A 23,429-nucleotide genomic window follows, 5' to 3' on the forward strand; every position below is an offset into this window, starting at 1 on the left:
ACCGCCCTGCGGACGGGACCTGAACGATGGCAGCAACGGAGCGGCCAGTTCCCACAACCCGTCAGGAACCAGCCGCCGCGAAAGATCAACACTCACAAGCGACCATGATGCCGCACGTCACCACAGCACCACGTGAGACATCCTCTTAGGCCTCCGCCGGCACCGTCATACATTCCAGAGGCACCGCCCGCGCCCTCAACCCGAGCTGCACGGGCGGCACTTCATGCTGTTGCCGAACGGACGGGCTCAGAAGAAGGCCACCGCTGCGACCGTCGTCGTGAACGCCTTGAGACCACTGGTGGCACAGTCCGTGTTGACGGTGGCCACCAGAGGTGCCGCAGTGGCGCTGTCACCCTTCATCTGGCCGCTGGTGATCGTGGCGTTGAAGCCGACGGTGCCCTTGTTGAGGTCGGTGATGACGCTGAAGGTGAAGTCGCTCCTGGTGTTGTTGTTCCACGTGAATGTCCCGGTACCGGTGACCGTGAACTGAGCGGGGCACTGACCGGCCCCTGCCGAGGCGGTGGCCTTGCCCTTGGCGCTGACAGCGGCCGATGTCAACTGCGAGAAGTTGCCGTTGGCCGACTTGCAGACGTTCAGATTCCCCGCGACGGCCACCTTCGCCGTGCCGCCCGGGACGAGGGGTGGAGCGAAGCTCAGCGTGGCAGGTGCGTTGCACGTCAGGTCTCCCGCGGCGGCGGCAGCCGGAGGCGCGCAGGGTATCGCGAGCCCCATGGACACCAGCGCTCCCGAGGCCGCGAGTACACCGGCCCGCGTGAGACTCCTGCGTCGGGTTGCGCGCAGCATCGCCATATCCGTACCTCCCGTGGCTGAAATTCGTCGGGTGGACGGAGCCAGTGTGTGGCCGGTGTGCCACATGCTCACCCGGTCGTGCACGGGCGCACCGCTGAGTTCACAAGCGCCCGGGAGCGCGCCCCGGCGCCCGACGAACTCCTTGCCGGCGCCACGCCCGACCTCGCCGGCCAGGCCCTAGCCGGCCCGGGCCAGTTCCAGCAGTTCGGGAACGCCTTGCGCTGAGCGGTGCCGGGTGAAGGTGAGAAGCAGCTCATGGACCAAGGCAACGCAGCGGGGAGCACCGATGCGAGTCGACATGGACAGCGCCTCGTGGGCGACGGTGGCGGCCTGTTCGACTTCTCCGGAAGCCAGGTGGCTGCGGGACTCGTAGGTGAGGAAGACGGCTTTGGTCTTCATGCGGGCGTAGGGCAGCAACTCGGTGCCCTCGTCGATGAGCTGGCGGGCGCGGCGGTGGTGGCCGAGGTCGAGCATGCACCGGCCGGTGTCCACGGCGAGGTCCGAGGCGCTGTGCCAGGAGCACCAGGCTGGAGAGGAGCGACCGGAGGCCGCGTTGAGGGCGGCCTCGGCGGCCCCGAGGGCACGCGTGCACAGAAGCTCTTCCCCCAGGGCGGCGTGGGCGCGGGCCTTGCGGAGCTGGAGCAGAGACCGGGCGGTGGGGTGGTCGGCGCGGCGGATCGCGTAATCGAGGATCTCCACGGCCGTGCGAGGGTCGTTCAGCCAGGTCTGCTGGTAGGCGATGTCCGAGAGGATTCCAGCGCCGAGGTCGCGGTCGCCGCTCTCGTGGGCGCTGTGCAAAGCACCGTGCCAGAACCTGGTCGCGGAGGCGTGGTGGCCGTGGTCGAAGCGGTGCCAGCCGATCGTCTGGGCGACTGTCGCGGCCAGCACGCGCAACCGCTTGCCCAACTCCTGGCTGTAGCGGCCATTGTCGATCAGTTCCGTGACCGTCTCCAGGTGACCGACCAGGAGGGGCGCAAGGCGCTGGCGCTGCTCGGTTGCCCGGCTCGTCAGCCAGGCGCTGTGGCGTTCCAGCCCTTCGACGAGTTCGGCGTCCACGTGACGGCCGCGAAGCGCGATGGCCAGAACGCCCGGGTCGCGGTCGGCCCACTGGACGGCGAGGCCGGCGAGCACGACGGGGATGTAGTTGACGAAGGTCCGGCGGTCGATCAATGAGCTCAGAGCCTCTCGGAGAGCGTGGGTGGTGCTGTCGGGGCTGATCATCCAGTCGGCGAAACGGATCACGGCGTGAGCGCTCATCCCCTGCCCCACCGCTCTCCGGTGTTGGCGACCTGGACTTTGGCCCTGAGCACTTCAGCGGCTGTCGCGGCTCGCAGGTCGCTCGGCCGCGCTTCCCACTCCCGGCCTCCGCATGGTGGGCGTAGCTGGTAGCAGGGGCCTTCGTGACCCATGACCTGGCCGAGTTCATCACGCCGGGTGTCCACTACGAACGAGCCGTTCTGATGGGCTGGTTGGGCGCTGATACCCGGTTCGTTCATCGGTCCACCTCCCCATGAGGTCGGATGCAATCACCCAACTTCGGCTCTCCCTCTCAGTGTTGTTCACGCCCCACGGGCACTCCCGGCGGCTTCATCGAAGGTATGGAGCACCAGAGAACGGCACCAACAGAATTGCGAGTAGTTGCGCGAGCTCACGCGAGCGCGTCGATCGCCGATGCGATCAGGGCGCGGGCGCGATTGCCGTACACGGCCATCTTCGCCAGCTTCGCAAACGCACGGTGGTAGTCGGCGAGTTCGCGGGGCTGGGTGACATTGACCTCTGCAGTGAGGGTTTCAATGAGTACGCGTCGGTCGTCGTACAGGTAGAACGCTTCCAGCGGCCACATGCTCCGCGAAGAGGTGAACGGGATGATGCCCAGGGAGACAGATGGCAACGGCATGACATTAGCCAGGTGCCTGAGCTGGCCAATCATGGTCTTACGGTCTCCGATCCGGGACCGCAGAACCCACTCCTCCAGGAGCACGACGAATCGATGGTTGCCTTCGTAAAGAAAACGGGAGCGGGCAACGCGGGCGGCAACGGCCTCCGCGACATCGTCAGGGGTGCCCTGGAAGTCCGTGATGGACTGCATGAGAGCGGTGGCATACGCGGGCGTCTGGATGAACCCGGGAACGGCATTGGAAGCATAGACGCGGCACATGAAGGTCTGCTCATGCAGCGCGTAGAAATCCTCCTGGACCCTGCGCATGCCATGTCTGTGAAGTCTGCGCCACTCCAGGTACATGGAATCGACCGCACGGGCGGTGGCAATCAGGTCCTCCGCCTGATCCTCAGTGCCACAGGCCGCACACCACGCGCGGATATCCGCGTCGGTGGGTGCAGCTTCCCCCTTCTGAAGGCGGGTGGTCTTCGCCGGGTGCCAGCCGCACCGGGCAGAGAGCTCCCGCCCGGTGAGACCGGCGTCTTTGCGGAGGTGCTGCAAGCGCACAGCGAGCGCTTCACGGGCCGCCTGAGCGCTGGAAGAAGGTGAGGCAGGCATGAACTGGGCTGCTGAGTCAGACGCTGTACTTCTCGTGATCGATGCCGCGCTCCCACACAGACTCGAACGCGGAGGTGCAGAGTTTGACCACTGCGGGGTCTTCTGAGCACGTGTAACCAGGCTCGGCCCAATCACCGTCGCCGGTGAAGTGGTTGAACTGCACGAGCTGGTCGTCAATCACCCAGAAGTCATTGCCAGGCAGGGCAATGTCCGATGCCTTACGGCGCGGGAGCCAACGGACCTGCTCGCCCACTGCGACGTTGACCGATGTCAGGGCGTGTTCGTACCGGATGTAGTCGGTTACTGGCTCGGAAACGATCCGAGCACGGCGCATCACGACGCCTCGTCCGACAGTCTCGCGCACAAGCGGCGTCCAGCCCTGCCAGAACGTCGAGTCGGGATCGAGATCGACCTCACCCAGCCGCCTGAACCGCTCGAAGCTGCCCGCCTCGTCGCCAACAGCGTAGCTGTCGCGCATCTCCAGGTGGACGGCCGTGCGTTGAGCTCCGCGGAGCAGCTCAGCGAAGTCCGGCACGTTGTTCTGCGACATCGCACGCCTTCCTCAGAATCGGCACCATGCGTGCCGGAATGCGGATCACGGTCTCGTGTCCGGGGATACCCCGATCGTGACCGGGAACCCATTCGATCTCGCCGATCTGCTCCTTCAGCAGCAGGTCCGCTTCTTCGCCCTGAAATACCAGGTCGGCAGTCTCGTCGTGCACCCACACGGTTGGCGAGCCACCGCCGGTGGTCTCCGGATCGATCCCAACGAAGGTTAGATCCATGATGCCCTCCCGTCGCAGTTGGTTGCGCGTACTTGCGTACAACGCTTCCTGAGGGCTCGGGTGAGCGTCAAGGGAGCACCACCGTGGTCTAGAAGCCTGCCCCGTAGCGCAGAATGCGGGTATGCGCCCGCCACGCCTTTGGCTCCCACTGTCGTAGCGGCCTACGAGCGGGCGGCCGGGTGGGCAATCTGTCAGTGGTGCCGTGGATGATCGGACCCATGACACATGGATCGCTCGATGCTCTGCGCTCTCTCGCTCTGCAACATCTGCCGCCCAACGCTGCTGAGCAGTGGCTCGGTCTGCTGCGTCCTGGTGCGAGCCTTGAGCCGACGGCCGGTTCGGATGTGGTCGGCCAACTCGGCGGCCTGCCACGGTTGCCGACCGACACGAGCTGGCCGACATGGGAGGGGCACGGGCCACTCTCGTTCATCGCTTCCATCGACTGCGCAGCGCTGCCTTCGGATGCCCTGGACATCGACCTGCCGAACGCGGGGACGCTGCTGTTCTTCTATTTCGATGGTCAGCTGGACGACGGTGAGGCGCTCGTGCTGGCTGAGGATCGTGAGAGCTGGGCGGGGGCTCGCGTGCTCTACGTACCAGACGGATCGGAGGTGTCGGAGCATGATGCACCTGGGGAACTGAAGCCCTACCCCGTGGTGCCGCTGGCCGCGCGGGTGGAGATGACATCGGCCGAACCATGGCATCCGCAGACCCGCAAGACCTTTGCTCCGGGCGCTCCTCTCGGGCAACGCTACGAACACCCGGTGTGTGCTGAGGGTTTCCTCGACGCGCTGTGGGAATTCGATGACTCGGTGGGGCACCAGCTGGGTGGCCATGCGCACTCGGTGCAGAACCCGGTGGAGATCGAGGTCGCGGAAGCGGTCCTTGACGGGGAGGTGTCCTGGGATGATCCTCGACTGTCCGAGGAGGCGGACAGCTGGCTGCTGCTGGCGCAGTTCGACAGCGATGATGCTGCGGACATGATGTGGGGTGACTGCGGGGCCTTGTACTGGCTGATCCGTCCGCAGGACCTGGCCGAGCGGCGCTTCGACCGGGCCATGTTCACCTGGCAGTGCAGCTGACGACATCTCAGCGGTGGAAAGGTTACGTTCGCCCGGGCCATTTGCCCCTTATTGCAGGTAACCAATCCACCGCTGACGCAGCATCACATTCCAGCCCAGTCAGCCGACAGCATCCGCAAGGCGGTCGATCTGGTCGATGTCCGACGACCAGCAGTAGAGCATCACTTCATCAGCACCGATGCCGACGAACTCCTCGACCACCTGCCGGATTTCACCGGGTGTCGTGAGAAGTCCGTTCGCCACATGGTCGGCGCGGCCTGTGAAGTCGTAGTACGCGCGGATGTTCCGCCGCGCCTGCTCGACCGTGGACTCCGGGCCGATGGCAACGTTCGCCTGAGCGACGAAGCGCGGTCGGCCGGCGCGGCCGTGCTTCTGCCAGACCGCCTCCACATCGCGGAACAGCGGGGCCATGAACTGCGGCGGCAGCGCGGCGCCGAGGAAGCCGTCGCCGAAGCGGCCGACGCGCTCGAGTGCCGCCGGGGAGAAGCCGCCGAAGAGGACCTCCGGTCCGCCGGGCGTTGCGGGGGCGGGGCCAACGGGGCCGACGCCTTTGGCGAACGGCTCGCCGGACCACGTCCGGCGCAGGGCGGTCATCTGCTCGTCGAGGCGACGGCCTCGCCGACGCATGTCGATGCCTGCGGCGAGGCAGTCGTCCTCCCGGCCGCCGACGCCGATGCCAAGCGTGAAGCGGCCGCCCGACATGCGGTCGAGGGTCGCGGCCTGCTTGGCGAGCATCGCCGTGTTGTGGTGGGGAGCGATCAACACCTCGGTCTGCACGCGGATGCGGGAGGTCGCACCGGCGAGGGCGGCGAGGGTGATGAGGGGCTCGGGATTGTCGAAGACGAGGCGGTCGAGCAGGCCGAGCGTGGTGAACGGGCCGGCGTCGGCGCGCCGGGCCCACGTCAGCAGCAGGGCGGGGTCGTCGACAGGAAGGCCAAGGCCGATCTTCATGACGGGAGTCCTCCGGAGGGTACGCGAAAGTCAGCTGCCGCCCCTCCTGGCATCGGGCGCGTATGCCCGTGCTTGCTCCCGTTCTGCGGCTTTCGTTCCAGAGAGCGTGATCTTCAGAGTGCCGGGACCGTATCGCAGCCGTTCGCCTCCGCGCAACGCTTCACCACCCGCCCCGGGTCCAGGTGGAGCTCGTACGCGGTGCTGCACTCGTTGATCTCCGTACCCACCGCGACCCCGCACGGGCAGAGGCGGTTCATCCCGCCCCGCCCGTGCCACCCGCAACACCCGAAGGGCTCCCCCCAGTTGTCCCCGAGATCAACGGGTTGGAGCGCAGGCGCGTCGGCGGCGTGCAGCACGATGCTGTTGCGTGGCCCGTCGGACACGAGCGAGTACTCCCCCCGTCTCGTCGAGGACGCAGGGGCCGCCGGGAAAGATCGGGGCGAGTTCGTCGCCTTCGTCGTCATCCACCGCCCTGAAGGGCGCCCCCCACGGTTCCGGATCGAGCGCGTAGAACCCCGTCGCCACCGTGGACGGCGCTCTGCGCAGGCCGTCCTCCCCGACGTACCCCTCCCAGTGGGGCCGCTCCGGCATCTCCGGCAATTGCCGCAGTTCCGCGGTCAGTTCATGGCCGCAAGCGGCACATGCAAAGCGAGTCAATTACGCACCTTCTGCGATCGAGCGGCTGATCAGCCGCACCGCCTTCGCCGGCTGGTCAGCGGCGGCGTATATCCGCTTGGCCAGCAGGGTCTCGCCCTTCCGTAACCGCACGAGCATCGGCTCGTCGAGTTCGAGGACGAGATGAGTGGCACCGCCGACGGAGCATGCTATCGCCCCCTCCTCCCCGTCGACCTTCCGCAGTCCGTACCCGCGGACGGAATGATGGGCGACAAGCACAAGCCCCAAGGAACCCAACGGGATTTCCAGCCCGCGGAAAGGCCCGGTCCGTAAGCGCAGCGTCCTGCCGTCGACGATGTGCGGCGCGCGTATCGTCATCGCGCAGAATCCCAGCGACAGGGTGAGCGAGGAGAGAACCCACACCAGGTGGACGACCCGGCCGGCCGGTGGAAGCCTCGCTTCGAGGAGGAGCCCGGTGGCCAGGTCGGTTCCGACGAGGGCCCAGACGATCGTGCGGAAGTCCGAGGAATGCGGGATGGCTTGCTGCCCGTCCGGGAGCGGCAGGGGGCGACGCGTCACCCAGCTCGCCAGATCGCGCAGCAAGGCCCGTAACCATAAGCGCATTCCTCAGGCGCCCTTCCGCGCCACGGCCGTCTGGGCCATTCCCGGAAGGAAGTCCGTGAACAATTCGTGCACCTCGTGGACGAGCGGGCGCAGGACGCGGAAGCGGGCGAGGGAGACGCCGCGGGTGGTGAGGCGGGCGCCGCGGTCGGCGAGGCGGCGGCTGCGTTCGCGGTCCGGGGAGCGGTCGAAGACCCAGTACAGGACGAGGCCCATCTGGGAGAGCCAGAGCAACTCGGGCAGAATGTCGGCGAGTTCGGCCGGGACTTTCGCCTTGGAGCCCGCGAGCACCTCGCGGTGGACGGCAATGGCCGCTTCCCGCGCGTGGGCGGACTCGGCGGAGAAGGGGCTGAGGGGGCTGTCCGGGTCGGCGGCGTTCTTGAAGAACTGGGCCGCGAATTCATGGTACGGAGTGGCGATGTCCAGCCAGGCCTGGAGCACGCCGGAGATCCGTGCCTCGAGGCCGGTCTCCCGGGCCAGGACGTCGCGGACGGCGGCCTGGTGCTCGGCGGCGATCCGGTCGTAGAAGCCCTGGATCAGGTGCTCCTTGCTCCCGAAGTAGTAGTACGCGTTGCCGACGGAGACACCGGCCTCCTTGGCGATGGCCCGCATGGTGGTCTTGTCGTATCCCCGCTCCTGGAAGAGCCGCATGGCGGTCTCCAGGATCAGGGTGCGGGTCTGCTCGCTCTTGGGGGGGCGAGGCTCATTCGCTGGGGGCTCGTTCGCTGCGGGCACGTTCTCTGCGGGCGCGGTCTCTGCTGGCACGACCGAAGCCTAATCCGGCGCGGAGCAGCGATCACCGCAGGCAGGCGGTTCCTCGAGGTACCAGCCGCTCGCCTGGTCGTAGGCCCAGCCGTTCCCGTCGACGTACGACGGGGCGTACGACGGGACGTGCGACGGATCGGGCCGCCGCGTCACCCCGCGGTACTTGGCCGCGGCCAGGACCGCGCCGCGCGCGACGCGGAGTCCGGCCGGCGTGCTGAGCCGGTGCGCGAGGGGCCGGTGGCCGGCGAGTGCCCACAGGCACACGACCCACGCATGGGACCCCTGGTAGATCTGCCCGCCGTCGCCGACGACGGTGATCTCCTCGAGGGTGGCGGCATGATCGAGCCGCGGAAAGCGGTGCCGGGCCTCGTCCGACCCGGCCGCGACCAGGGTGAGCGGCACCAACTGCCGCTGCCGTACAAGCCAGTTGCGGACGAACGTGCACAGCGGGCACTGCGCGTCGTACAGCACGGTGAGCCCGCGGACCGGGGCCCGCAGGGCGCCCGGTCCGGCGGTGATGGTGGCTGCGGTCACCGCGCTCAGCGCCCCTCGGCGGGCGCGGGGTACGACGCACCGTACTGGGCCGTGGGGTACACCGGCGGGTACTGCTCCTTCTCCATGGCCCCGCGGCGGCGGAACTTGTTGAGCGCGTAGACGTTCCCGAGGTGCATGACGCCAAGCACGAGCAGGACGACGCCGAGCTTCTGCGACAGCTGCTCGAACACCCCGCGGGCGTTGACGATCACGGCATCGTCCTGGAGGTAGAGCGTGATGAAGCCGAGGTTGACCAGATAGAAGCCGACGACCAGCAAGTGGTTGACGGCGTCCGCGAGCTTCTCGTCCCCCTTGAGGACGTCGGCGAGGAAGACCCTCCCGTTGCGGCTGAGCGTGCGTGCCACCCAGATCGTCAGACCGACGCTGAGCAGCAGGTAGATGACATAAGCGACGACTGCGAGGTCCACGCCCTCACCCCTTCTTGAACGTGTTCAAAACTCTGATGTCGGTGACTGTAGACCCACTTTTGAACGCGTTCAAGTCGGCAGCCCGGCCCGCCCGCTATCCGGACAGTGCGCCATGAGCAACGGACAATTTCCGGCCAACTTGCCGACGCAGACTGACATGTTCACGTCGCCGGTGGGACCCTTCGTCTCGACCGACACGCACCACACCACCCCCCACCCCCCACCGCACACCCCCACTCCTCACCCCCTCACATCGGCCGATCGCCGCATTTCTGCTCAATCTCCACTGGCCACGCACACCCACCGGCGTGGCCGCCGCAGAAGGAGTCAGAGTGAGACCAACCCCCCATAAATCCGTCCCCCGCACCCGCGCCACGGCCGCCGGTGCGCTCGTCGCCGCCACCGCTCTGCTCGCCGTCGGCGTGCAGGCCGGCTCGGCCAACGCCGGTACGGATCACGCGAAGAGTTCCGTCCCCCAGCAGAAGATCGCGAAGTCGGACCCCGGCGCCCAGCCCGCGAAACTCTCCCCCTCGCAGCGGGCGGAGCTGATACGCCACGCGAACGCGACCAAGGTGGAGACCGCGAAGGCCCTGGGCCTCGGCCCGAAGGAAAAGCTGGTCGTCAAGGACACCCTCAAGGACAACGACGGCACCCTGCACACCCGCTACGAGCGCACCTACGACGGCCTGCCCGTCCTGGGCGGAGACCTCGTCGTCGAGGCGGCCAAGAGCGGCGACGTCAAGTCGGTCTCGAAGGCCAACAACGCCCGCATCGCGGTCCGTTCGACCACGGCGTCCTTCTCCACCGCCGCAGCCGAGAAGGACGCCGTGCAGTCCGCGCGCGCGCAGGGTTCGAAGGCCCGGAAGGCCGACAAGGCCCCGCGCAAGGTGGTCTGGGCGGCCAAGGGCACGCCGGTCCTGGCGTACGAGACGGTGGTCGGCGGCCTCCAGGAGGACGGCACGCCCAACCAGCTGCACGTGATCACGGACGCGAGCACCGGGAAGAAGCTGTTCCAGTTCCAGGGCATCAAGACGGGCACCGGCAACACCGAGTACAGCGGCCAGGTCACCCTCGGCACCAGCGGCAACTACGAGCTCAACGACCCGACGCGCGGCGGCCACAAGACGTACAACCTCAACCACGGCTCGGACGGCACCGGGACGCTGTTCACCAACTCCACGGACGTGTGGGGCGACGGAACGGTCAACGACCCGGCCACCGCCGGCGCCGACGCGCACTACGGAGCCCAGCTCACCTGGGACTACTACAAGACCGTGCACGGACGCTCCGGCATCCGCGGCGACGGCGTGGGCGCGTACTCCCGCGTCCACTACGGCAGCAGCTACATCAACGCCTTCTGGGACGACGGCTGCTTCTGCATGACGTACGGCGACGGGGCGGGCGACGCCAAGCCGCTGACCGCGATCGACGTGGCGGCGCACGAGATGACGCACGGCGTCACCTCCGCCACCGCCAACCTCACCTACAGCGGGGAGTCCGGCGGCCTCAACGAGGCGACCTCCGACTTGATGGGCAAGTCGGTGGAGTTCTGGGCCAACAACCCGGCCAGTCCGGGCAATTACTTCGTCGGCCAGAAGATCGACATCAACGGTGACGGCACCCCGCTGCGCTACATGGACAAGCCGAGCAAGGACAGCAGGTCCGCGGACAGCTGGTACTCCGGGGTCGGCGGCCTCGACGTGCACTACTCGTCCGGCGTCGCGAACCACTTCTTCTACCTCGCCTCCGAGGGCAGCGGAGCGAAGGACATCAACGGGTTCCACTACGACAGCCCGACCTCCGACGGCCTGCCCGTCACCGGCATCGGCCGGGACAACGTCGCGAAGATCTGGTACAAGGCGCTGAGCGAGAAGATGCAGTCCAACACCAACTACGCGGCCGCGCGTGACGCCACTCTGTGGGCGGCGGGCCAGTTGTTCGGCGTCGGCAGCGACACGTACAACAACGTCGGCAACGCATGGGCGGCCGTCAACGTCGGCAGCCGGCTCTCCTGACCGGCTGATGCCGGACAGGGCCCCATGAACCGGGCGCCGTCCGGGGCGAGTTCACCTCCCCCGGGCGGCGCCTCAGTCTTGCCGCCCGTTTTAAGCCCCTATCACCCTTTATTTAGGCTGACTTTACTTAATCGTTACTGACACATCCGCCACATCGACATCAATACCCCCAGATGCGCGCACGCATTTTCGATACAAATGTTCGGGTCGTCTCTGATCAACAGGAGCATGTGTGCGTACGTCCCGAATAGCCCGTCCCGGCACCCTCACCGCGGGCGCCCTCGCCACGGTCCTGCTGGCCGCCGGTTTCACCGCCGTTCCGGCCCAGGCGGACTCCGGCAGCACCGACCCGGCCAAGGCCCTGCGCCTCGGCGCCAAGGAGAAGCTGGTCCCGAAGGGCACGATCACCGACCCCGACGGCACGGTCCACACCCGCTACGAGCGCACCTACGAAGGCCTGCCCGTCCTCGGTGGTGACGTCGTCGTCCACCAGGCCGAGAAGAACGGCAAGATCGAGGACGTCGACAAGGCCACCGAGGCGACCATCAAGGTCCCCACCACCAAGGCGAAGGTCGCACCGCCGGCCGTGCGGAAGACCGCCCGCTCCCTGGCAGGCTCGGCCGGCTCGGTTGGCTCGGTCGGCGAGGGCGTGAAGATCATCCAGGACAAGGCGCCGCGCAAGGTCATCTGGGCCGCGGAGGGCAAGCCGGTCCTGGCCTACGAGACGGTCGTCGCCGGCAAGCAGGACGACGGCATGCCGAGCCAACTGCACATCGTCACCGACGCGTCCACCGGCAAGAAGCTCTCCGAGTGGGAGGCGGTCAAGGCCGGCGTCGGCAACAGCGAGTACAGCGGCAAGGTCAAGGTCGGCTCCGTCAAGATCGGCGGCAGCTACTTCCTGCGCGACAACGCACGCGGCGGCCACCAGCTGTACAACGGCCGCAACGACGACTACGCCACGACCTTCCCGGCGTTCAAGAACAGCAAGGACGTCTGGGGCAACGGCAAGCCGACCATGGCCCAGACCGCTGCCGTCGACGCCCAGTACGGCGCCGCCCAGACCTGGGACTTCTACAAGAACACCTTCGGCCGCAAGGGCATCCGCGGCAACGGCAAGGCCGCGTACTCTGTCGTGCACGTCGGCGACAAGCTCCAGAACGCCGGCTGGAACGACGACTGCTTCTGCATGATGTACGGCGACGGCTATGACAACAAGCACCCGCTGACGTCCCTCGACGTCGCCGGTCACGAGATGACGCACGGCGTCACCTCCAACACCGCGGGCCTGATATACAAGCGCGAGTCCGGTGCCCTGGACGAGGCCACGTCCGACATCATGGGCAGCGCCGTCGAGTTCTACTCGAAGCCGAAGCAGGCCAACTACATCATCGGCGAGCAGATCAACTTCAACGGCGACGGCAAGCCGCTGCGCTACATGGACAAGCCCAGCAAGGACGGCAAGTCCATCGACTACTGGAAGCCGGGCGTCGACAAGAAGGACGTGCACTACACGTCCGGCATCGGCAACCACTTCTTCTACCTGCTCGCCGAGGGCAGCGGCAAGAAGAAGATCAACGGTGTCACGTACAACAGCCCCACCATCAACGGCAAGAAGGTCACCGGCATCGGCCGCAACGCCGCGGTGAAGATCTGGTACAAGGCCCTGACCCAGTACATGACTTCCACCACCAACTACAAGGGTGCGCGTTCCGCGACCCTGAAGGCGGCGCGGGACCTGTACGGCACGAAGAGCAAGCAGTACAAGACGGTTCAGGCCGCGTGGGACGGCGTGAACGTCAAGTGACGGACTGACACAGCACGGTGGCCGGAGGGCTTTTCCTCCGGCCACCTTTTTCTTGATTCTCTCGGCTCGAGGAGTACGTGTGCGTCGCACCACCCGAATATCCGCACTGGCCACGGTCCTTCTGGCCGCGGGCCTCACCGCCACCCCGGCCCATGCGGAGGCCAGGGAAAAGCTGATCCCGCGGGACACCATCACCGACCCCGACGGCACCATCCACACGCGTTACGAGCGCACCTACGACGGCCTCCCCGTCCTCGGCGGCGACCTCATCATCCACCGCGCCGCGAACGGCACGGTGGAAGGCATCGACAAGGCCACGACCGCCACCATCACCGTCCCCACCACTCACGCCAAGGTCGCCCCTCCGCGAACCCTCGCCGGCGCCGAAGCCCCCCGCAAGGTCATCTGGGCCGCGGACGGCAAGCCGACGCTCGCGTACGAAACCGTCACCGGCGCCGACCAGTTGCACGTCATCACCGATGCCACCACCGGCAGGAAGCTCAGCGCGTGGCGGGGCATCGATTACGGCACCGGCATCAGCCAGTACAGCGGCAAGGTCGGGATCGGCACCGTCAAGAGCGGTTCGAAGTACCTGCTGAAGGACCCGGCACGCGGCGGCCACCAGCCCCGCAATTCAGGCAACATCGCCCAGGAAGTGGGCCGTTCCTTCACCAACGCGACGGACACCTGGGGAAACGGCAAGGCGGCTATGCCCCAGACCGCCGCCGTCGACGCGCAGCACGGCTTCGCCGTGGCCTGGGACTTCTACAAGAACGTCTTCCACCGCAACGGCCCCAAGAACAACGGCAAGGCACCCGATACCCTCGTCCACTTCGACAAGAAGTTCGCCAACTCCTTCTGGGACGAGGACTGCTTCTGCATGGCTTTCGGCGACGGCCGAGACGACAAGCATCCGCTCACCTCCGTCGACCTGGTGGGCCATGAATTCAGCCACGGCGTCATGCGCGCCACGGCCAACTTCAACAACACCGGTGAGTCCGGCGGCCTGAGCGAGGCCACGTCCGACATTCTCGGCGCCGCGATCGAGTTCTACGCCAAGGACCCGAAGCACCCGGGCAATTACCTCTTCGGCGACCAGGTCGACTTCCGCGGCGACCGCAAGCCGATGCGCTATATGGACAAACCGAGCAAGGACGGCTCGTCCCCCGACTACTGGAGCCCCAGGCTCGGCAAGCGAGAGGGCCACGACTCGGCGGGTGTGGCGAACCACTTCTTCTACCTGCTCGCCGAGGGCAGCGGCAAGAAGACCATCAACGGCATCACGTACAACAGCCCGACGGTCGACGGCAAAAAGGTCACCGGCATCGGCCGCGATGCGGCGGTGAAGATCTGGTACAAGGCCCTCACCACCTACATGACGTCCTCGACCGACTACAAGGGCGCCCGCACCGCCACCCTCAAGGCCGCCAAGTCCCTCTACGGCCAGAACAGCAAGCAGTACAAGGCCGTTGCGGCAGCGTGGACGGCCGTCAACGTCAAATAGCCGTGGTGCGTCGTCCTGCGTGGATCACGCGACGGCCGACTGGGTCGATGTCGGGGACGGGGTCGTCGATGTACCGAGCGACCAGTTCCCGCCCGGCCAGGTCCTCGACGCGGCCCAGCTCCACCGCACGCAGCCCGTCGGCGATGTCCTCCGGGGTGAAGCAGGCGAGCCAGGGCTCGCCGAGCTCTGTCAGCATCTCTACCGCGGCCTCGCGCACGGCGTGGAGTTCCGGGGACAACGTCGGCGGTGCTTCGTCGTAGTAGTCGAACACCACCTCCACCGGCGCGGAGTGCCCGGCCAAGAAGCGCAGGGTGGTGAGGAAGGCGTCCCGCGTGAGGTAGGGCGTGACCCCGAGCCAGAAGAAGAACGCCGACCGGGTGCGGTCCAGCCCTGCCGAGGCCAATGCCCCGGCCAGCGTGTCGCGTTCGAAATCGACGGGGGCAAAGGTCACCGACGGCGGGACGCGGATCTCGGCCGCCGCCAGCTGTTGCCGCTTCCATGCCTGGGTAGCCGGGTGATCGACCTCGAACACCCTCAGCCCGGCATGGGGGTTGCGGTACGCGAAGGTGTCCAGGCCCGCGCCGAGGACCACCAACTGCCGGGTGTCCGTGGCCACGGCTGCGGCGAGCGCATCCTCGGCGAAGCGGCTGCGCGCGGCGAGGAACCGGATGCCGTACAGGTCCACCGGATCGTCGGGCAGCGGCGGCAGATCGTCGGAACCGAGACGCAGGATCTTCGGCGCCAGCGGGTCGGTGAGAATCCGCTGGGGATCACGCTGGTGGCAGGCGCGCCTGCGGGCTACGCGCAGCGCGGTGCGGCTCGGCTGTCCGGCTTCCATGGGGCCTCCTGGGGAGCGTCGGGACACAGTCCAGGGTCGCGCCGGAGCCGGTGGGTGGGACAGGGCAGGTTCTGCCTTGTCCCACCAGACGTTTGTCTCTCATCGCCGCCTTCGCCGAACATCCTCGTAAGGACTGCACACGCTCGTGGTGCCTCAACTGGGCACGCACAGCACGCGAGATCGCGGCACACCTGCGCACGGAGACGATACGACGACCACGCGACACCGAACTCACCGCACAGGCCCCCGCTTCGGACTCGCTCCGGCGCAGGGGTGCGCGCTGCTGTCGTTTGCCGTCAGGGCAGGTAAACGCGCTGCCATTCGATCGAGGACATGTTCTGCGCCGCGTCTGCGAGGGCGATCGCGGACGGTGTCTTGAGCTTGGCCCGCGTGCTGTCGACCCATTCTTGGGCATTGCTGTAACCCTGCTCCAGATACTCAAGCCCTTGAATCATGCACTCGAGCTTGTCGGCATCGTGGGCGATCACGACCTCGGGAGAGTCACCGTTCTCGTACTCGTCGACAACGGCCTGAATGCCCGCGGCGACCGAAGGATGAGCTTCAGCGACCTGATCCGCCGTAACCTCCTCGTTCTTGGCCGCCTTGAGGTAGCGACGGCCAATCCACGGGATGTCACCGACACGGGTCTCCTGAGTGTCGTGGAAGGTGCACAGAAGCGCGACCTTTGCCGGGTCCGCCCCTTCCATCATGGCCAGGACGGCTCCGATGACGGCGGTGCGAAAGCTGTGTTCGGCGATCGTTTCAGGGTCCTTCACACCCGCGATCCACCAGCCTGAACGCTTGGCCCGCTTGAGCGCACCCATCTCCATCAGATAGCTCACGGAACCCTTGGCGTGCTGATCGTCAGTCATGCGGCCTGTCCTTTCCATGGATCAATGGATGCTCAGCCTCAGACCGTAGTGCACCTGGTCAAGCTCACGGCGCGCTCGTTGCGAGACCGAGCCACTGTCGAGCAGCCACGCGACTCGGTGGCGCAGGTCCCGCGCGAACGCCGGGTCACTCGCGAGCAAACTAGGCTTGTTGGCGAGCAGGGACCAGACCGAGTGGACGTTGAGGTCAATGCACCCCAGGTCGGGATCAAGCCTGTCCGCGAGGCGTCGCAGCAAGGCGCTGGCGTCCCACCATTGCGGCGACGGATCGGCCATGAACGAATCGTCGGACCGAGGAAGCCCGTCCAACCCGAACCAGTGCGCCCAGTAGTTGAGGTTTGCGAGCTCCCCGGTGTCGTCATCCATGCCGTGTTCAATGAAGCCGTGCAGTTGGTCGAGATTCCCGTATCTGGTCAGAGATGTCGCCAGCGACCGTGCATCAGCCCACTCAGGCGACCAAGCCGAGCGCTTGAACCGTGCCGGCCTACGCCCCTCTATCGCAGTGAGCCAGTCTCGCGTATCGGATGCCGAGTCGTAGCTGCACAAATACACGGCCTGACGTCGCAGAAGCGCCCCAGGGTTGCCGGCCCGGTCGGCGACTTCGGCCGACCGTCTCAAATGGGAGAAGAACTGCCGTCGCTCCGGCTCAGCGAGGATGGGCGAGCTGGGAGACGGCCCGCGGCGGCGCGGTGTGGCGGCCGGTGCCGACGGCAACGCTGCGGGCGGGGCACCCGTGAGAGCCCAAGCGATCATGTGGATCGATGCGCGATTGAAGACCCAGTCGGCCAAAGGGTGATCACTCACACCTCCGGCGGGCAGACCCTCGTCGAGTGCGTAGCCGATGACCAGATCGGCATCCATCGCGACATCAAGCAGCACGAGTGAGGCCGGGTCTGCGCCCACCGCCAGCAGCTGACGCCGAAGTGTCAGCAGATGCGCGGCGGACACGGCACTGAGCGGCCGCCGACCTGACTCCCACCCCTGCACCGTCGTCGTATCGACGCGCAACCTCTCCGCAAGCTGTGCCTGGGTAAGCGGGACGCGCTCACGAATGATCTTGAGCAGGTGCCCCGTAACGGCCCCTGAACTGGTCCGAGTTCGTAAACGCTGCGCCACAGCCAGTGTTCCCTGCCGTGCTGGTGACCGCGTTGGAGTCATGGCCTGCTCCCCGACTGCGTGGCCTCTAACAACTCGTACCCTGCGTCAGTTCTTTCACCTGCACGCTCCCCGTAGTTTCAGGGGTCCGACGACGACCTCGGCAGGTGCGCGTCGAGCATAGTCGCGGACAGCGACGGCGCGCTCACGCTCATGCCAAGGCTTGGTGTCGGCCCGCCCCTCACCGATCACGAAGGGCTGATCGGAACGGTCTCGACCTTCTGGAGGTCCCCCCGTGAAACCGCGATCCATCGGAGTGACTCGACGGGGCGGGGCATGACAGCAGCCATGGAGAAGGTGTCACAGACGTTCGATGGCACGCCAACAGCTGTCCGTGATGCCCGTGTGTTTGCACGCGAGGTATTGAGCGATACCGCCGAGCCCGGCCTGCTCAACAATGTCGAGCTCTGCGTATCCGAACTCGCGACCAACGCCGTGCGGCACGGCGTACGCAAAGGCAAACGCTTCCTGATCAAGGTCTGCGTCGACGCTGCGCACGTCCGAGTCGAAGTTCACGACTCGAAGCACCACCGACCCCGGCTATGCCGCCCCAATGCCGACGAGGAACACGGGCGCGGCCTGCTCCTCGTCGACTCTCTCGCCGCCCGCTGGGGCGTCGTCTCGCGCCCCTTTGGCAAGTACGTATGGTTCGAACTCAACAGAAGCAAGACATATTGACCGGCGCCAAGCCACCCGCCCCGACGCCGGGACTGCTGTGTCCCAGCGCCTTCTAAGCCGCCGCCCCGCACTTCGCGGGCGGTGCACCACCGCACAGTCCTGTCCGTCTCCGATTGGAGAGGCTCGCGATGTTCAACTACTCCGACCGGTTCCCCACCGGGACACCGCTCCCCCAGGGACACCGGACCCCCGCCCCGTGGGCCCTGGGACGGCTCGCTCCGTATCCCCCGTTCGAGGCTCACCAGTACGCCCGCGTCGAGTTGGACGGCGACATGCAGACCGTTCGCTACTTCGACGCCTCCGGCGCGGTCGTGATGGCACCGGGGCATGGGACGTCATCCGGCACCAACCCGCCCACCGGCACCACCGGTCAGGGAGACCGCCACGGCGGCGACTCACCCGACAGCGACACGGGGAACGACACCGACCAGTGATCGATCCCCGACGCCCGGTTCTGGTCGTCACCAACCTCGACGACCCGACCGCCGACCAGGTGATTGCCGAGCTGCACGACCGGGCTGTCCCGGTCGTGCGCTTCGACTCCGGTGACTTCCCCGCCACCCTGTCGTGTACCGCCTTCATCGGCGGAGACACGAAGCAGTGGCGCGGAAGCGTACAGACCCCGACCCGTATCGCCCAACTCGGCACCGTCCGGTCCCTGTACTACCGGCGCCCGTCCGGATTTGCTTTCCCCCACCTCAACCGTCAAGACGCACGGTTCACCGCCGCACAAGCCCGTTTCGGCCTCGGTGGTGTGCTCGCCTCGCTCCCCGACTGCCTGTACGTCAACCATCCCCACCGCATCGGCGACGCCGAATACAAACCCTCCGGCCTCGCCGCCGCAGCGGCATGCGGCTTCACCGTCCCACTCACTCTCATCACCAATCGGCCCGACGATGCCCGCGCCTTCATCAAGCGGCACGGGCCCGTCATCTTCAAACCCATCTCCGTGCCGCTGTATCTCGTCGACGGTAAAGCGCAGACCGTGCCCGTCGCCGCGGTCGAGGCCGAGGAGATCGACGACTCCATCGTCGGCACCATGCACCTCTTCCAAGCCCAAGTGGACAAGTCCGCGGACGCCCGTGTGACCGCGATAGGGAACCGGATATTCGCGGTGCGCATCGACTCCGGACTGCTCGACTGGCGTACCGACTACGGCACCCACACCTACACCCCCATCACCCCGCCGCCGGACATCGAACGGGCGGTCTTCGCCTACCTTCAACACTTCGGGCTCGTCTTCGGCGCATTCGACTTCGCTCTCTCCCATCGCGGCGAGTGGACGTTCATCGAATGCAATCCCTCGGGCCAATGGGCCTGGATGGAACCCCCAACGGGGCTGCCCATGACCGCGGCTCTCGCCGACCTTCTGGAACGAGGCACCCATGACCGCCGTACCTGACGTCGATTCGACCGCAGCCAAGCTGCGCCAGCAGCTCACCACCCGCCTCACAGCCGACGGTTGGCTGCGCTCGCCTCAATGGTGCGCCGCCGTCGAGACCGTCCCTCGTCACGAGTTCGTCCGCCGCTTCTACCGCGAGTCCGACGCCCCTGGTCTGACCACGTGGACCCCCATCACGGCCGACCTCGTCGGCGTCGAGGAGTGGCTGCGGCAGGCGTACACCGACGACACCCTCATCACGCAATTCGACGGCCGCGAGATCGACTGGAGTGACCCGCAGCCGATCAGCGACGCACACCCGACATCGTCCTCGACCCTGCCGGCCCTCGTCGTACGCATGTTGGAAGAGCTCCAAGTGCACGACGGTATGACCGTGATGGAGATCGGCACCGGTACCGGCTACTCGACCGCTCTCATGTGCCACCGCCTCGGCGCCGGACAGGTGACCTCCATCGAGACCGACCCCGATGTCGCCGACCGAGCCCGTGACGCGCTCAACCGCTGTGGATACGCCCCGCGGCTCATTGTCCGCGACGGGCTCGCCGGAGCCCCTGAGGGCGCCCCCTACGACCGGACGATCGCCACCTGTGGCGTTCGCCGCATCCCCCACACATGGGTGCAACAGGCCCAACCCGGCGGCATCATCCTCACCACCCTTCGCGGCTGGATGCGCTCCCTCGGCCTCGTGCGCCTCACCGTCGACCGTGCCGGCCGCGCCGAGGGCCGGTTCATCGCCGAGGACACCAGTTTCATGATCGCGCGTCAGCAGGACGCCCCCAAGAACCTCGGCATGATCCCCTCGCCGGACGACGGCACCACACGCAGCACCCCACACGGGCCCGATCTGCTGACCATGCCCGATAGCGGCTTCCTGGCCCAACTCGCCATGCCAGGGGTCCGTTTCTTCTCCATGCCGGGCGACGACGGCACCCTGAACACGTACGTGCTCGACGCCACGAACGAGTCCTTCGCCGTCCTCACGCCCAAGGGCGACGGCGAATGGAACATCCGTCAGGGTGGTCCGGACTCCCTCTGGGACGAGCTCGAAAAGTCGCTCGCCGTCTGGCACGCAGCCGGCTCCCCGTCACCAACAGAATTCGGGGTCACGGTCACCCCACAGCTTCAAAGTGTGTGGCTCGGCTCGCCCGATGGTCCGAGCTGGCGCTTGCCGACAGCAAAGGAGGCTCCGGGCCAATACAGCTAGGTCGCGAATGCACAGGCCAGGCCAAGCCATTGATGCCAGAGCATCCGGACGCCGTCTGGCCGGTTGCGCTGAATCGGCCTGCCGTACGCTTCCTACGGAGGTGGTGAAGATGTCACAGGAATCCGTGATCGCACCCGCGGTCCAGGAGACGTACGGCCCGGCCGACCTCAGCGCGACCCCCGGTTTCGCCGGAGGATTCATCAACTTCGGCCACTGGGACGGCATCGACCTGGATCAGCCACTCACCGAGCACGACCGCATCCGCAGCCAGCAAGCGCTGTACCGGCACATGCACGACCTCCTCGGCCCCGGCGACGGACTTCAGTGCCTGGAGGTCGGCTGCGGGCTGGGCATCGGCTGTGCGATGGCGCTCGACGAGCGCGGCTACGCGTGCGTCACGGGCATGGACATCCACCCGCAACAGCTGGAGCGGGCCCGGCAGGCGAACTCCCGTCTCCTGGACGAACGTTCCGGCCAGCTCCGCTTCGCCCGTGGCGCCGCCGAGGACATGCCGTTCGAGGACGAGACCTTCGACCGTCTCTACAGCGTCGAGGCCGCCCAGCACTTCCGTGACCTCACCGCCTTCGCCCACGAGGCCATTCGTGTCCTGCGCTCGGGCGGCCGTGTGGCGGTCACGAGCTTCTTCGTGCCCGACAGCACACCGGAACGGGCCGGACAACTGGCCGAGTTGCTGGAGAGCTTCGCCAGCGGCCTGGACGTCGCCCACTCCGTCACCCACCTGACCGACGCCTTCACCGGCGCCGGGCTCACCGACGTACGCGCCACCTCGATCGGCCCGTCGGTATGGCCCGGCTGGGACCAGTGGCTGTCGGGCTGGTGGAAGCCCGGCACGTGGCCGCGCAACTTCCTGCGCGCGTACCGGGAGGGGTTGCTCGACTACTACGTGGTCACGGCCGAGCGGCCCTGATAGCGGGCAGGCCGGCAAGCATGACCGCGTACAGCGGGGAGTCGGGGAATGGCCGGCGCTCACCGACTTTCCGGTACCCCCATGACTCGTACAGGGCCTGGACCTTGGGGTGGGTGACGTCCACCAGGAGCGCGGCGAGGTCGTCATCCCGGGTGGCCAGGAGCGCTCGGTGCAGTCGCTCGGATTGCCCTTGTTTCCGCCACTGCGGCCGGACCATCAGCTCGGACACGTGGAACGTCCGTGCCCGCTCCGGTGCCGGGTCGAGGTGCTCCCGCCACCATTCACGGTCAGGGTTGGCGGCGGCCCCGTACGCGTAGCCGATGGGCTCGGAGCCGTCATAGCCGATCACACAGGAGAACCCGGGATGGCTGGACCAGTGGTCCACGAACCACGGGAAGCGTTGGACGAACGGGTCGTCGGCGCTGTCGGCGTAGGCGTCGGCATGTACGTCCAGAAGCGTCTGGCGGATCTCGGCCGCGTCGTCGTGGGTGAAGTGCCGGACGTCGATGGTGGTCAAGCTCGGCTCCATTCGCTGCGGAAGCGGCCGCCCCATTACGCCTTGAGTACGGCGACTTCGCGTGCCCGCTCTGCCAGAGGCCGTACGGAGCGGGACACGCGGTACGGACGAAGTTGCCGGTTCATCCTCTCGAAGTGCTCGTCTCCCCGTGCCGTGCACAGCTCCGCGTAGTCGTCGAGGAAGCGATGCCACGCATCGCACGCGGCGTCCAGGTGTCCTATCGCGAACTGGCGTTGCGCCAGTACGGCGTTGAAGTGCACGCGCCCTTGACGCTCCTGTTTCGGCTGGACCTTCAGCGAGTCCTGCAACGCCTTGATCGATCCCGGAAGGTCTCGGAGTTCGTACAGCACGTGGGAGACGTGGAACAGGTAGGCGGACTGGTCGTATCCGCCGATCGACTCACGCCGGGAATCCGCCTTCGACAGCGCTTCCTCGGTCTCGCGCAGTCGTGTGAATGCCATGTGCCGGTTGCCGGTCATCGCTGCGGAGTGCGCCTGCTGTCCGCGCAGGAAGGCCACCAGACGTGGGCCAGCCTTGGGAGCTGCCTCGGCTGCGGAGTCGGCCAGTGCCAATGCCCTGGTTCCGAAGCCGAGATGGGAAGCCTGAAGGCTCATGCCGCGCAAGGTGCGGCAGTACGTGACGTGGTCTTCCGCTTCTCCCGCCAGCTCCAGTGCCTTGACGTAGTACTTCTGGCCCAGGCCCTGCTGACGCTCGTACATGGCCATCCAGCCCACCAGGTACGTCAGGTCCGAAGCCGCGGCCATCAGGCCCTTGTGGACCTTCGGAGTCGCCGAGGCCCGCAGCCACGGGCCGACGGAGTTCGTCAGGAAGGCGGCGGCCATGGGGCGAGCGTGGCCCCCGCCGAACTCGTCGAGGATGTCCGCGACGCGATCGGTCACCTTGCGCACCGTATCGACCTGGGCCTGGCCGACGCGCCCGGTCTTTCTCGGCACCGGCGTGGACTTGGTGCCGCCGGAGGCGAGCAGATCGTTGAACAACGGCACGACGAACGCCGCCGAGTACAGACCGGCCGCGAGCACGCCTCTTCGGGACGGGTCCATGTCCGCCCTGGCGAGGTCGAGAAGCTGCTCGACAGCGTCACGGTCCGCGTGCGGGGCGGAGCCTGCCGACACGGCCAGCCCGGCTTCGGTGTGTGTGACAGGCCGCTTCAACCGCCGTGAGAGCGCTTCGAGAAGCACGGGCCTTGCTTTCGGTCCCGGCATCGTGCCGGCGATCCAATGGGACACGGCAGACTGGTCGTACTTCAGGGTGAGCCCGGCCTCGGCGCCGGTTCGGTTCACCGCTTGAGCGAGCTGAGTGCGGGACCAGCGAGCTTCGTCGAGCAGCCTGGCAAGGCTGGTGTTGGGCGTGCGCTTGCTCGCAGCCATGCGTCAACTCCCGGCCAC

The 23,429-nt window shown here is 67.0% G+C and carries 25 protein-coding genes; 9 read left to right on the forward strand and 16 right to left on the reverse strand.

The annotated features are described in order from the left end of the window. Positions 1–246: 246 nt before the first annotated feature. The 5 genes from ACV530_RS07510 to ACV530_RS07530 all read right to left on the reverse strand — a co-directional run bounded on the left by ACV530_RS07510 (position 247) and on the right by ACV530_RS07530 (position 4,092). The gene (locus tag ACV530_RS07510) at positions 247–804 is read right to left on the reverse strand and encodes a hypothetical protein (protein WP_494331491.1); all 558 of its coding nucleotides are present in this window, start codon (positions 802–804) and stop codon (positions 247–249) included. 183 nt (positions 805–987) lie between these two features. Then, entirely contained in the window at positions 988–2,067 is a 1,080-nt protein-coding gene (locus ACV530_RS07515; RefSeq protein ID WP_494331492.1) for an NsdA family TPR-like regulatory protein, read from the reverse strand. Positions 2,068–2,458: 391 nt separating this feature from the next. Continuing rightward, positions 2,459–3,307: a helix-turn-helix domain-containing protein gene (locus tag ACV530_RS07520; protein WP_494331493.1), complete on the reverse strand. Its 849-nt coding sequence runs from the start codon at positions 3,305–3,307 to the stop codon at positions 2,459–2,461. A gap of 16 nt (positions 3,308–3,323) precedes the next feature. Further along, a complete protein-coding gene (locus ACV530_RS07525; RefSeq protein ID WP_494331494.1) occupies positions 3,324–3,857 on the reverse strand; it encodes a DUF6879 family protein in 534 nt (177 codons plus the stop codon). Further along, positions 3,826–4,092, reverse strand: a complete 267-nt coding sequence (locus ACV530_RS07530) for a hypothetical protein (protein WP_494331495.1) — start codon at positions 4,090–4,092, stop codon at positions 3,826–3,828. The genes ACV530_RS07525 and ACV530_RS07530 overlap by 32 nt, the downstream gene beginning before the upstream one ends. A gap of 218 nt (positions 4,093–4,310) precedes the next feature. Here ACV530_RS07530 and ACV530_RS07535 point away from each other — a divergent pair, with 218 nt between their 5' ends. Further along, positions 4,311–5,174: a YwqG family protein gene (locus tag ACV530_RS07535; protein WP_494331496.1), complete on the forward strand. Its 864-nt coding sequence runs from the start codon at positions 4,311–4,313 to the stop codon at positions 5,172–5,174. Positions 5,175–5,273: 99 nt separating this feature from the next. On the opposite strand, the gene ACV530_RS07540 is transcribed toward ACV530_RS07535, so the two are convergent. The 6 genes from ACV530_RS07540 to ACV530_RS07565 all read right to left on the reverse strand — a co-directional run bounded on the left by ACV530_RS07540 (position 5,274) and on the right by ACV530_RS07565 (position 9,088). Continuing rightward, complete coding sequence (locus ACV530_RS07540; RefSeq protein ID WP_494331497.1) at positions 5,274–6,125, reverse strand: LLM class flavin-dependent oxidoreductase; 852 nt, start codon at positions 6,123–6,125, stop codon at positions 5,274–5,276. A gap of 113 nt (positions 6,126–6,238) precedes the next feature. Beyond that, positions 6,239–6,508 (reverse strand): hypothetical protein, encoded by a 270-nt coding sequence (locus ACV530_RS07545; protein ID WP_494331498.1) that lies wholly within the window; start codon positions 6,506–6,508, stop codon positions 6,239–6,241. A gap of 274 nt (positions 6,509–6,782) precedes the next feature. Beyond that, positions 6,783–7,343 carry a hypothetical protein gene (locus tag ACV530_RS07550; protein ID WP_494331499.1) on the reverse strand — a complete coding sequence of 187 codons (561 nt, stop codon included), beginning with the start codon at positions 7,341–7,343 and terminating at the stop codon, positions 6,783–6,785. A 24-nt stretch (positions 7,344–7,367) separates the two neighbouring features. Further along, the gene (locus tag ACV530_RS07555) at positions 7,368–8,096 is read right to left on the reverse strand and encodes a TetR/AcrR family transcriptional regulator (RefSeq protein ID WP_494331774.1); all 729 of its coding nucleotides are present in this window, start codon (positions 8,094–8,096) and stop codon (positions 7,368–7,370) included. Between the two features lie 39 nt (positions 8,097–8,135). Continuing rightward, on the reverse strand, positions 8,136–8,669 hold the full coding sequence (locus ACV530_RS07560; RefSeq protein WP_494331775.1) for a thiol-disulfide oxidoreductase DCC family protein: 534 nt from the start codon (positions 8,667–8,669) through the stop codon (positions 8,136–8,138). Further along, a complete protein-coding gene (locus tag ACV530_RS07565; RefSeq protein WP_494331500.1) occupies positions 8,666–9,088 on the reverse strand; it encodes a hypothetical protein in 423 nt (140 codons plus the stop codon). The genes ACV530_RS07560 and ACV530_RS07565 overlap by 4 nt, the downstream gene beginning before the upstream one ends. Before the next feature lie 332 nt (positions 9,089–9,420). Here ACV530_RS07565 and ACV530_RS07570 point away from each other — a divergent pair, with 332 nt between their 5' ends. The 3 genes from ACV530_RS07570 (at position 9,421) to ACV530_RS07580 (ending at position 14,411) form a co-directional block, all read left to right on the forward strand. After that, the gene (locus ACV530_RS07570) at positions 9,421–11,103 is read left to right on the forward strand and encodes a M4 family metallopeptidase (RefSeq protein WP_494331501.1); all 1,683 of its coding nucleotides are present in this window, start codon (positions 9,421–9,423) and stop codon (positions 11,101–11,103) included. Positions 11,104–11,335: 232 nt separating this feature from the next. Next, positions 11,336–12,907: a M4 family metallopeptidase gene (locus tag ACV530_RS07575; protein WP_494331502.1), complete on the forward strand. Its 1,572-nt coding sequence runs from the start codon at positions 11,336–11,338 to the stop codon at positions 12,905–12,907. Between the two features lie 79 nt (positions 12,908–12,986). Continuing rightward, entirely contained in the window at positions 12,987–14,411 is a 1,425-nt protein-coding gene (locus ACV530_RS07580) for a M4 family metallopeptidase (RefSeq protein WP_494331503.1), read from the forward strand. Here the strand turns inward: ACV530_RS07580 and ACV530_RS07585 are convergent. The 3 genes from ACV530_RS07585 to ACV530_RS07595 form a co-directional block, all read right to left on the reverse strand. Further along, positions 14,404–15,249 (reverse strand): class I SAM-dependent methyltransferase, encoded by an 846-nt coding sequence (locus tag ACV530_RS07585; RefSeq protein ID WP_494331504.1) that lies wholly within the window; start codon positions 15,247–15,249, stop codon positions 14,404–14,406. The two genes, ACV530_RS07580 and ACV530_RS07585, sit on opposite strands and share 8 nt — an antisense overlap. 296 nt (positions 15,250–15,545) lie before the next feature. After that, on the reverse strand, positions 15,546–16,121 hold the full coding sequence (locus ACV530_RS07590) for an HD domain-containing protein (RefSeq protein ID WP_494331505.1): 576 nt from the start codon (positions 16,119–16,121) through the stop codon (positions 15,546–15,548). A gap of 21 nt (positions 16,122–16,142) precedes the next feature. Further along, positions 16,143–17,297 carry a helix-turn-helix domain-containing protein gene (locus tag ACV530_RS07595; protein ID WP_494331506.1) on the reverse strand — a complete coding sequence of 385 codons (1,155 nt, stop codon included), beginning with the start codon at positions 17,295–17,297 and terminating at the stop codon, positions 16,143–16,145. A gap of 273 nt (positions 17,298–17,570) precedes the next feature. Here ACV530_RS07595 and ACV530_RS07600 point away from each other — a divergent pair, with 273 nt between their 5' ends. The 5 genes from ACV530_RS07600 (at position 17,571) to ACV530_RS07620 (ending at position 21,506) form a co-directional block, all read left to right on the forward strand. Next, positions 17,571–17,972: an ATP-binding protein gene (locus ACV530_RS07600; protein WP_494331507.1), complete on the forward strand. Its 402-nt coding sequence runs from the start codon at positions 17,571–17,573 to the stop codon at positions 17,970–17,972. 128 nt (positions 17,973–18,100) lie between these two features. Beyond that, on the forward strand, positions 18,101–18,406 hold the full coding sequence (tgmA, locus tag ACV530_RS07605; protein ID WP_494331508.1) for a putative ATP-grasp-modified RiPP: 306 nt from the start codon (positions 18,101–18,103) through the stop codon (positions 18,404–18,406). After that, the gene (tgmB, locus tag ACV530_RS07610; RefSeq protein WP_494331776.1) at positions 18,406–19,374 is read left to right on the forward strand and encodes an ATP-grasp ribosomal peptide maturase; all 969 of its coding nucleotides are present in this window, start codon (positions 18,406–18,408) and stop codon (positions 19,372–19,374) included. The genes tgmA and tgmB overlap by 1 nt, the downstream gene beginning before the upstream one ends. Beyond that, positions 19,358–20,578: an ATP-grasp peptide maturase system methyltransferase gene (gene tgmC / locus ACV530_RS07615; protein WP_494331509.1), complete on the forward strand. Its 1,221-nt coding sequence runs from the start codon at positions 19,358–19,360 to the stop codon at positions 20,576–20,578. The genes tgmB and tgmC overlap by 17 nt, the downstream gene beginning before the upstream one ends. A 109-nt stretch (positions 20,579–20,687) precedes the next feature. After that, positions 20,688–21,506 (forward strand): class I SAM-dependent methyltransferase, encoded by an 819-nt coding sequence (locus tag ACV530_RS07620; protein ID WP_494331510.1) that lies wholly within the window; start codon positions 20,688–20,690, stop codon positions 21,504–21,506. On the opposite strand, the gene ACV530_RS07625 is transcribed toward ACV530_RS07620, so the two are convergent. Further along, positions 21,487–22,035: a GNAT family N-acetyltransferase gene (locus ACV530_RS07625; protein ID WP_494331511.1), complete on the reverse strand. Its 549-nt coding sequence runs from the start codon at positions 22,033–22,035 to the stop codon at positions 21,487–21,489. The two genes, ACV530_RS07620 and ACV530_RS07625, sit on opposite strands and share 20 nt — an antisense overlap. 23 nt (positions 22,036–22,058) lie before the next feature. Further along, a complete protein-coding gene (locus tag ACV530_RS07630) occupies positions 22,059–23,411 on the reverse strand; it encodes an NsdA family TPR-like regulatory protein (RefSeq protein ID WP_494331512.1) in 1,353 nt (450 codons plus the stop codon). Between the last annotated feature and the right edge of the window lie 18 nt (positions 23,412–23,429).

It is taken from the genome of Streptomyces sp. SX-6, assembly GCF_059089585.1.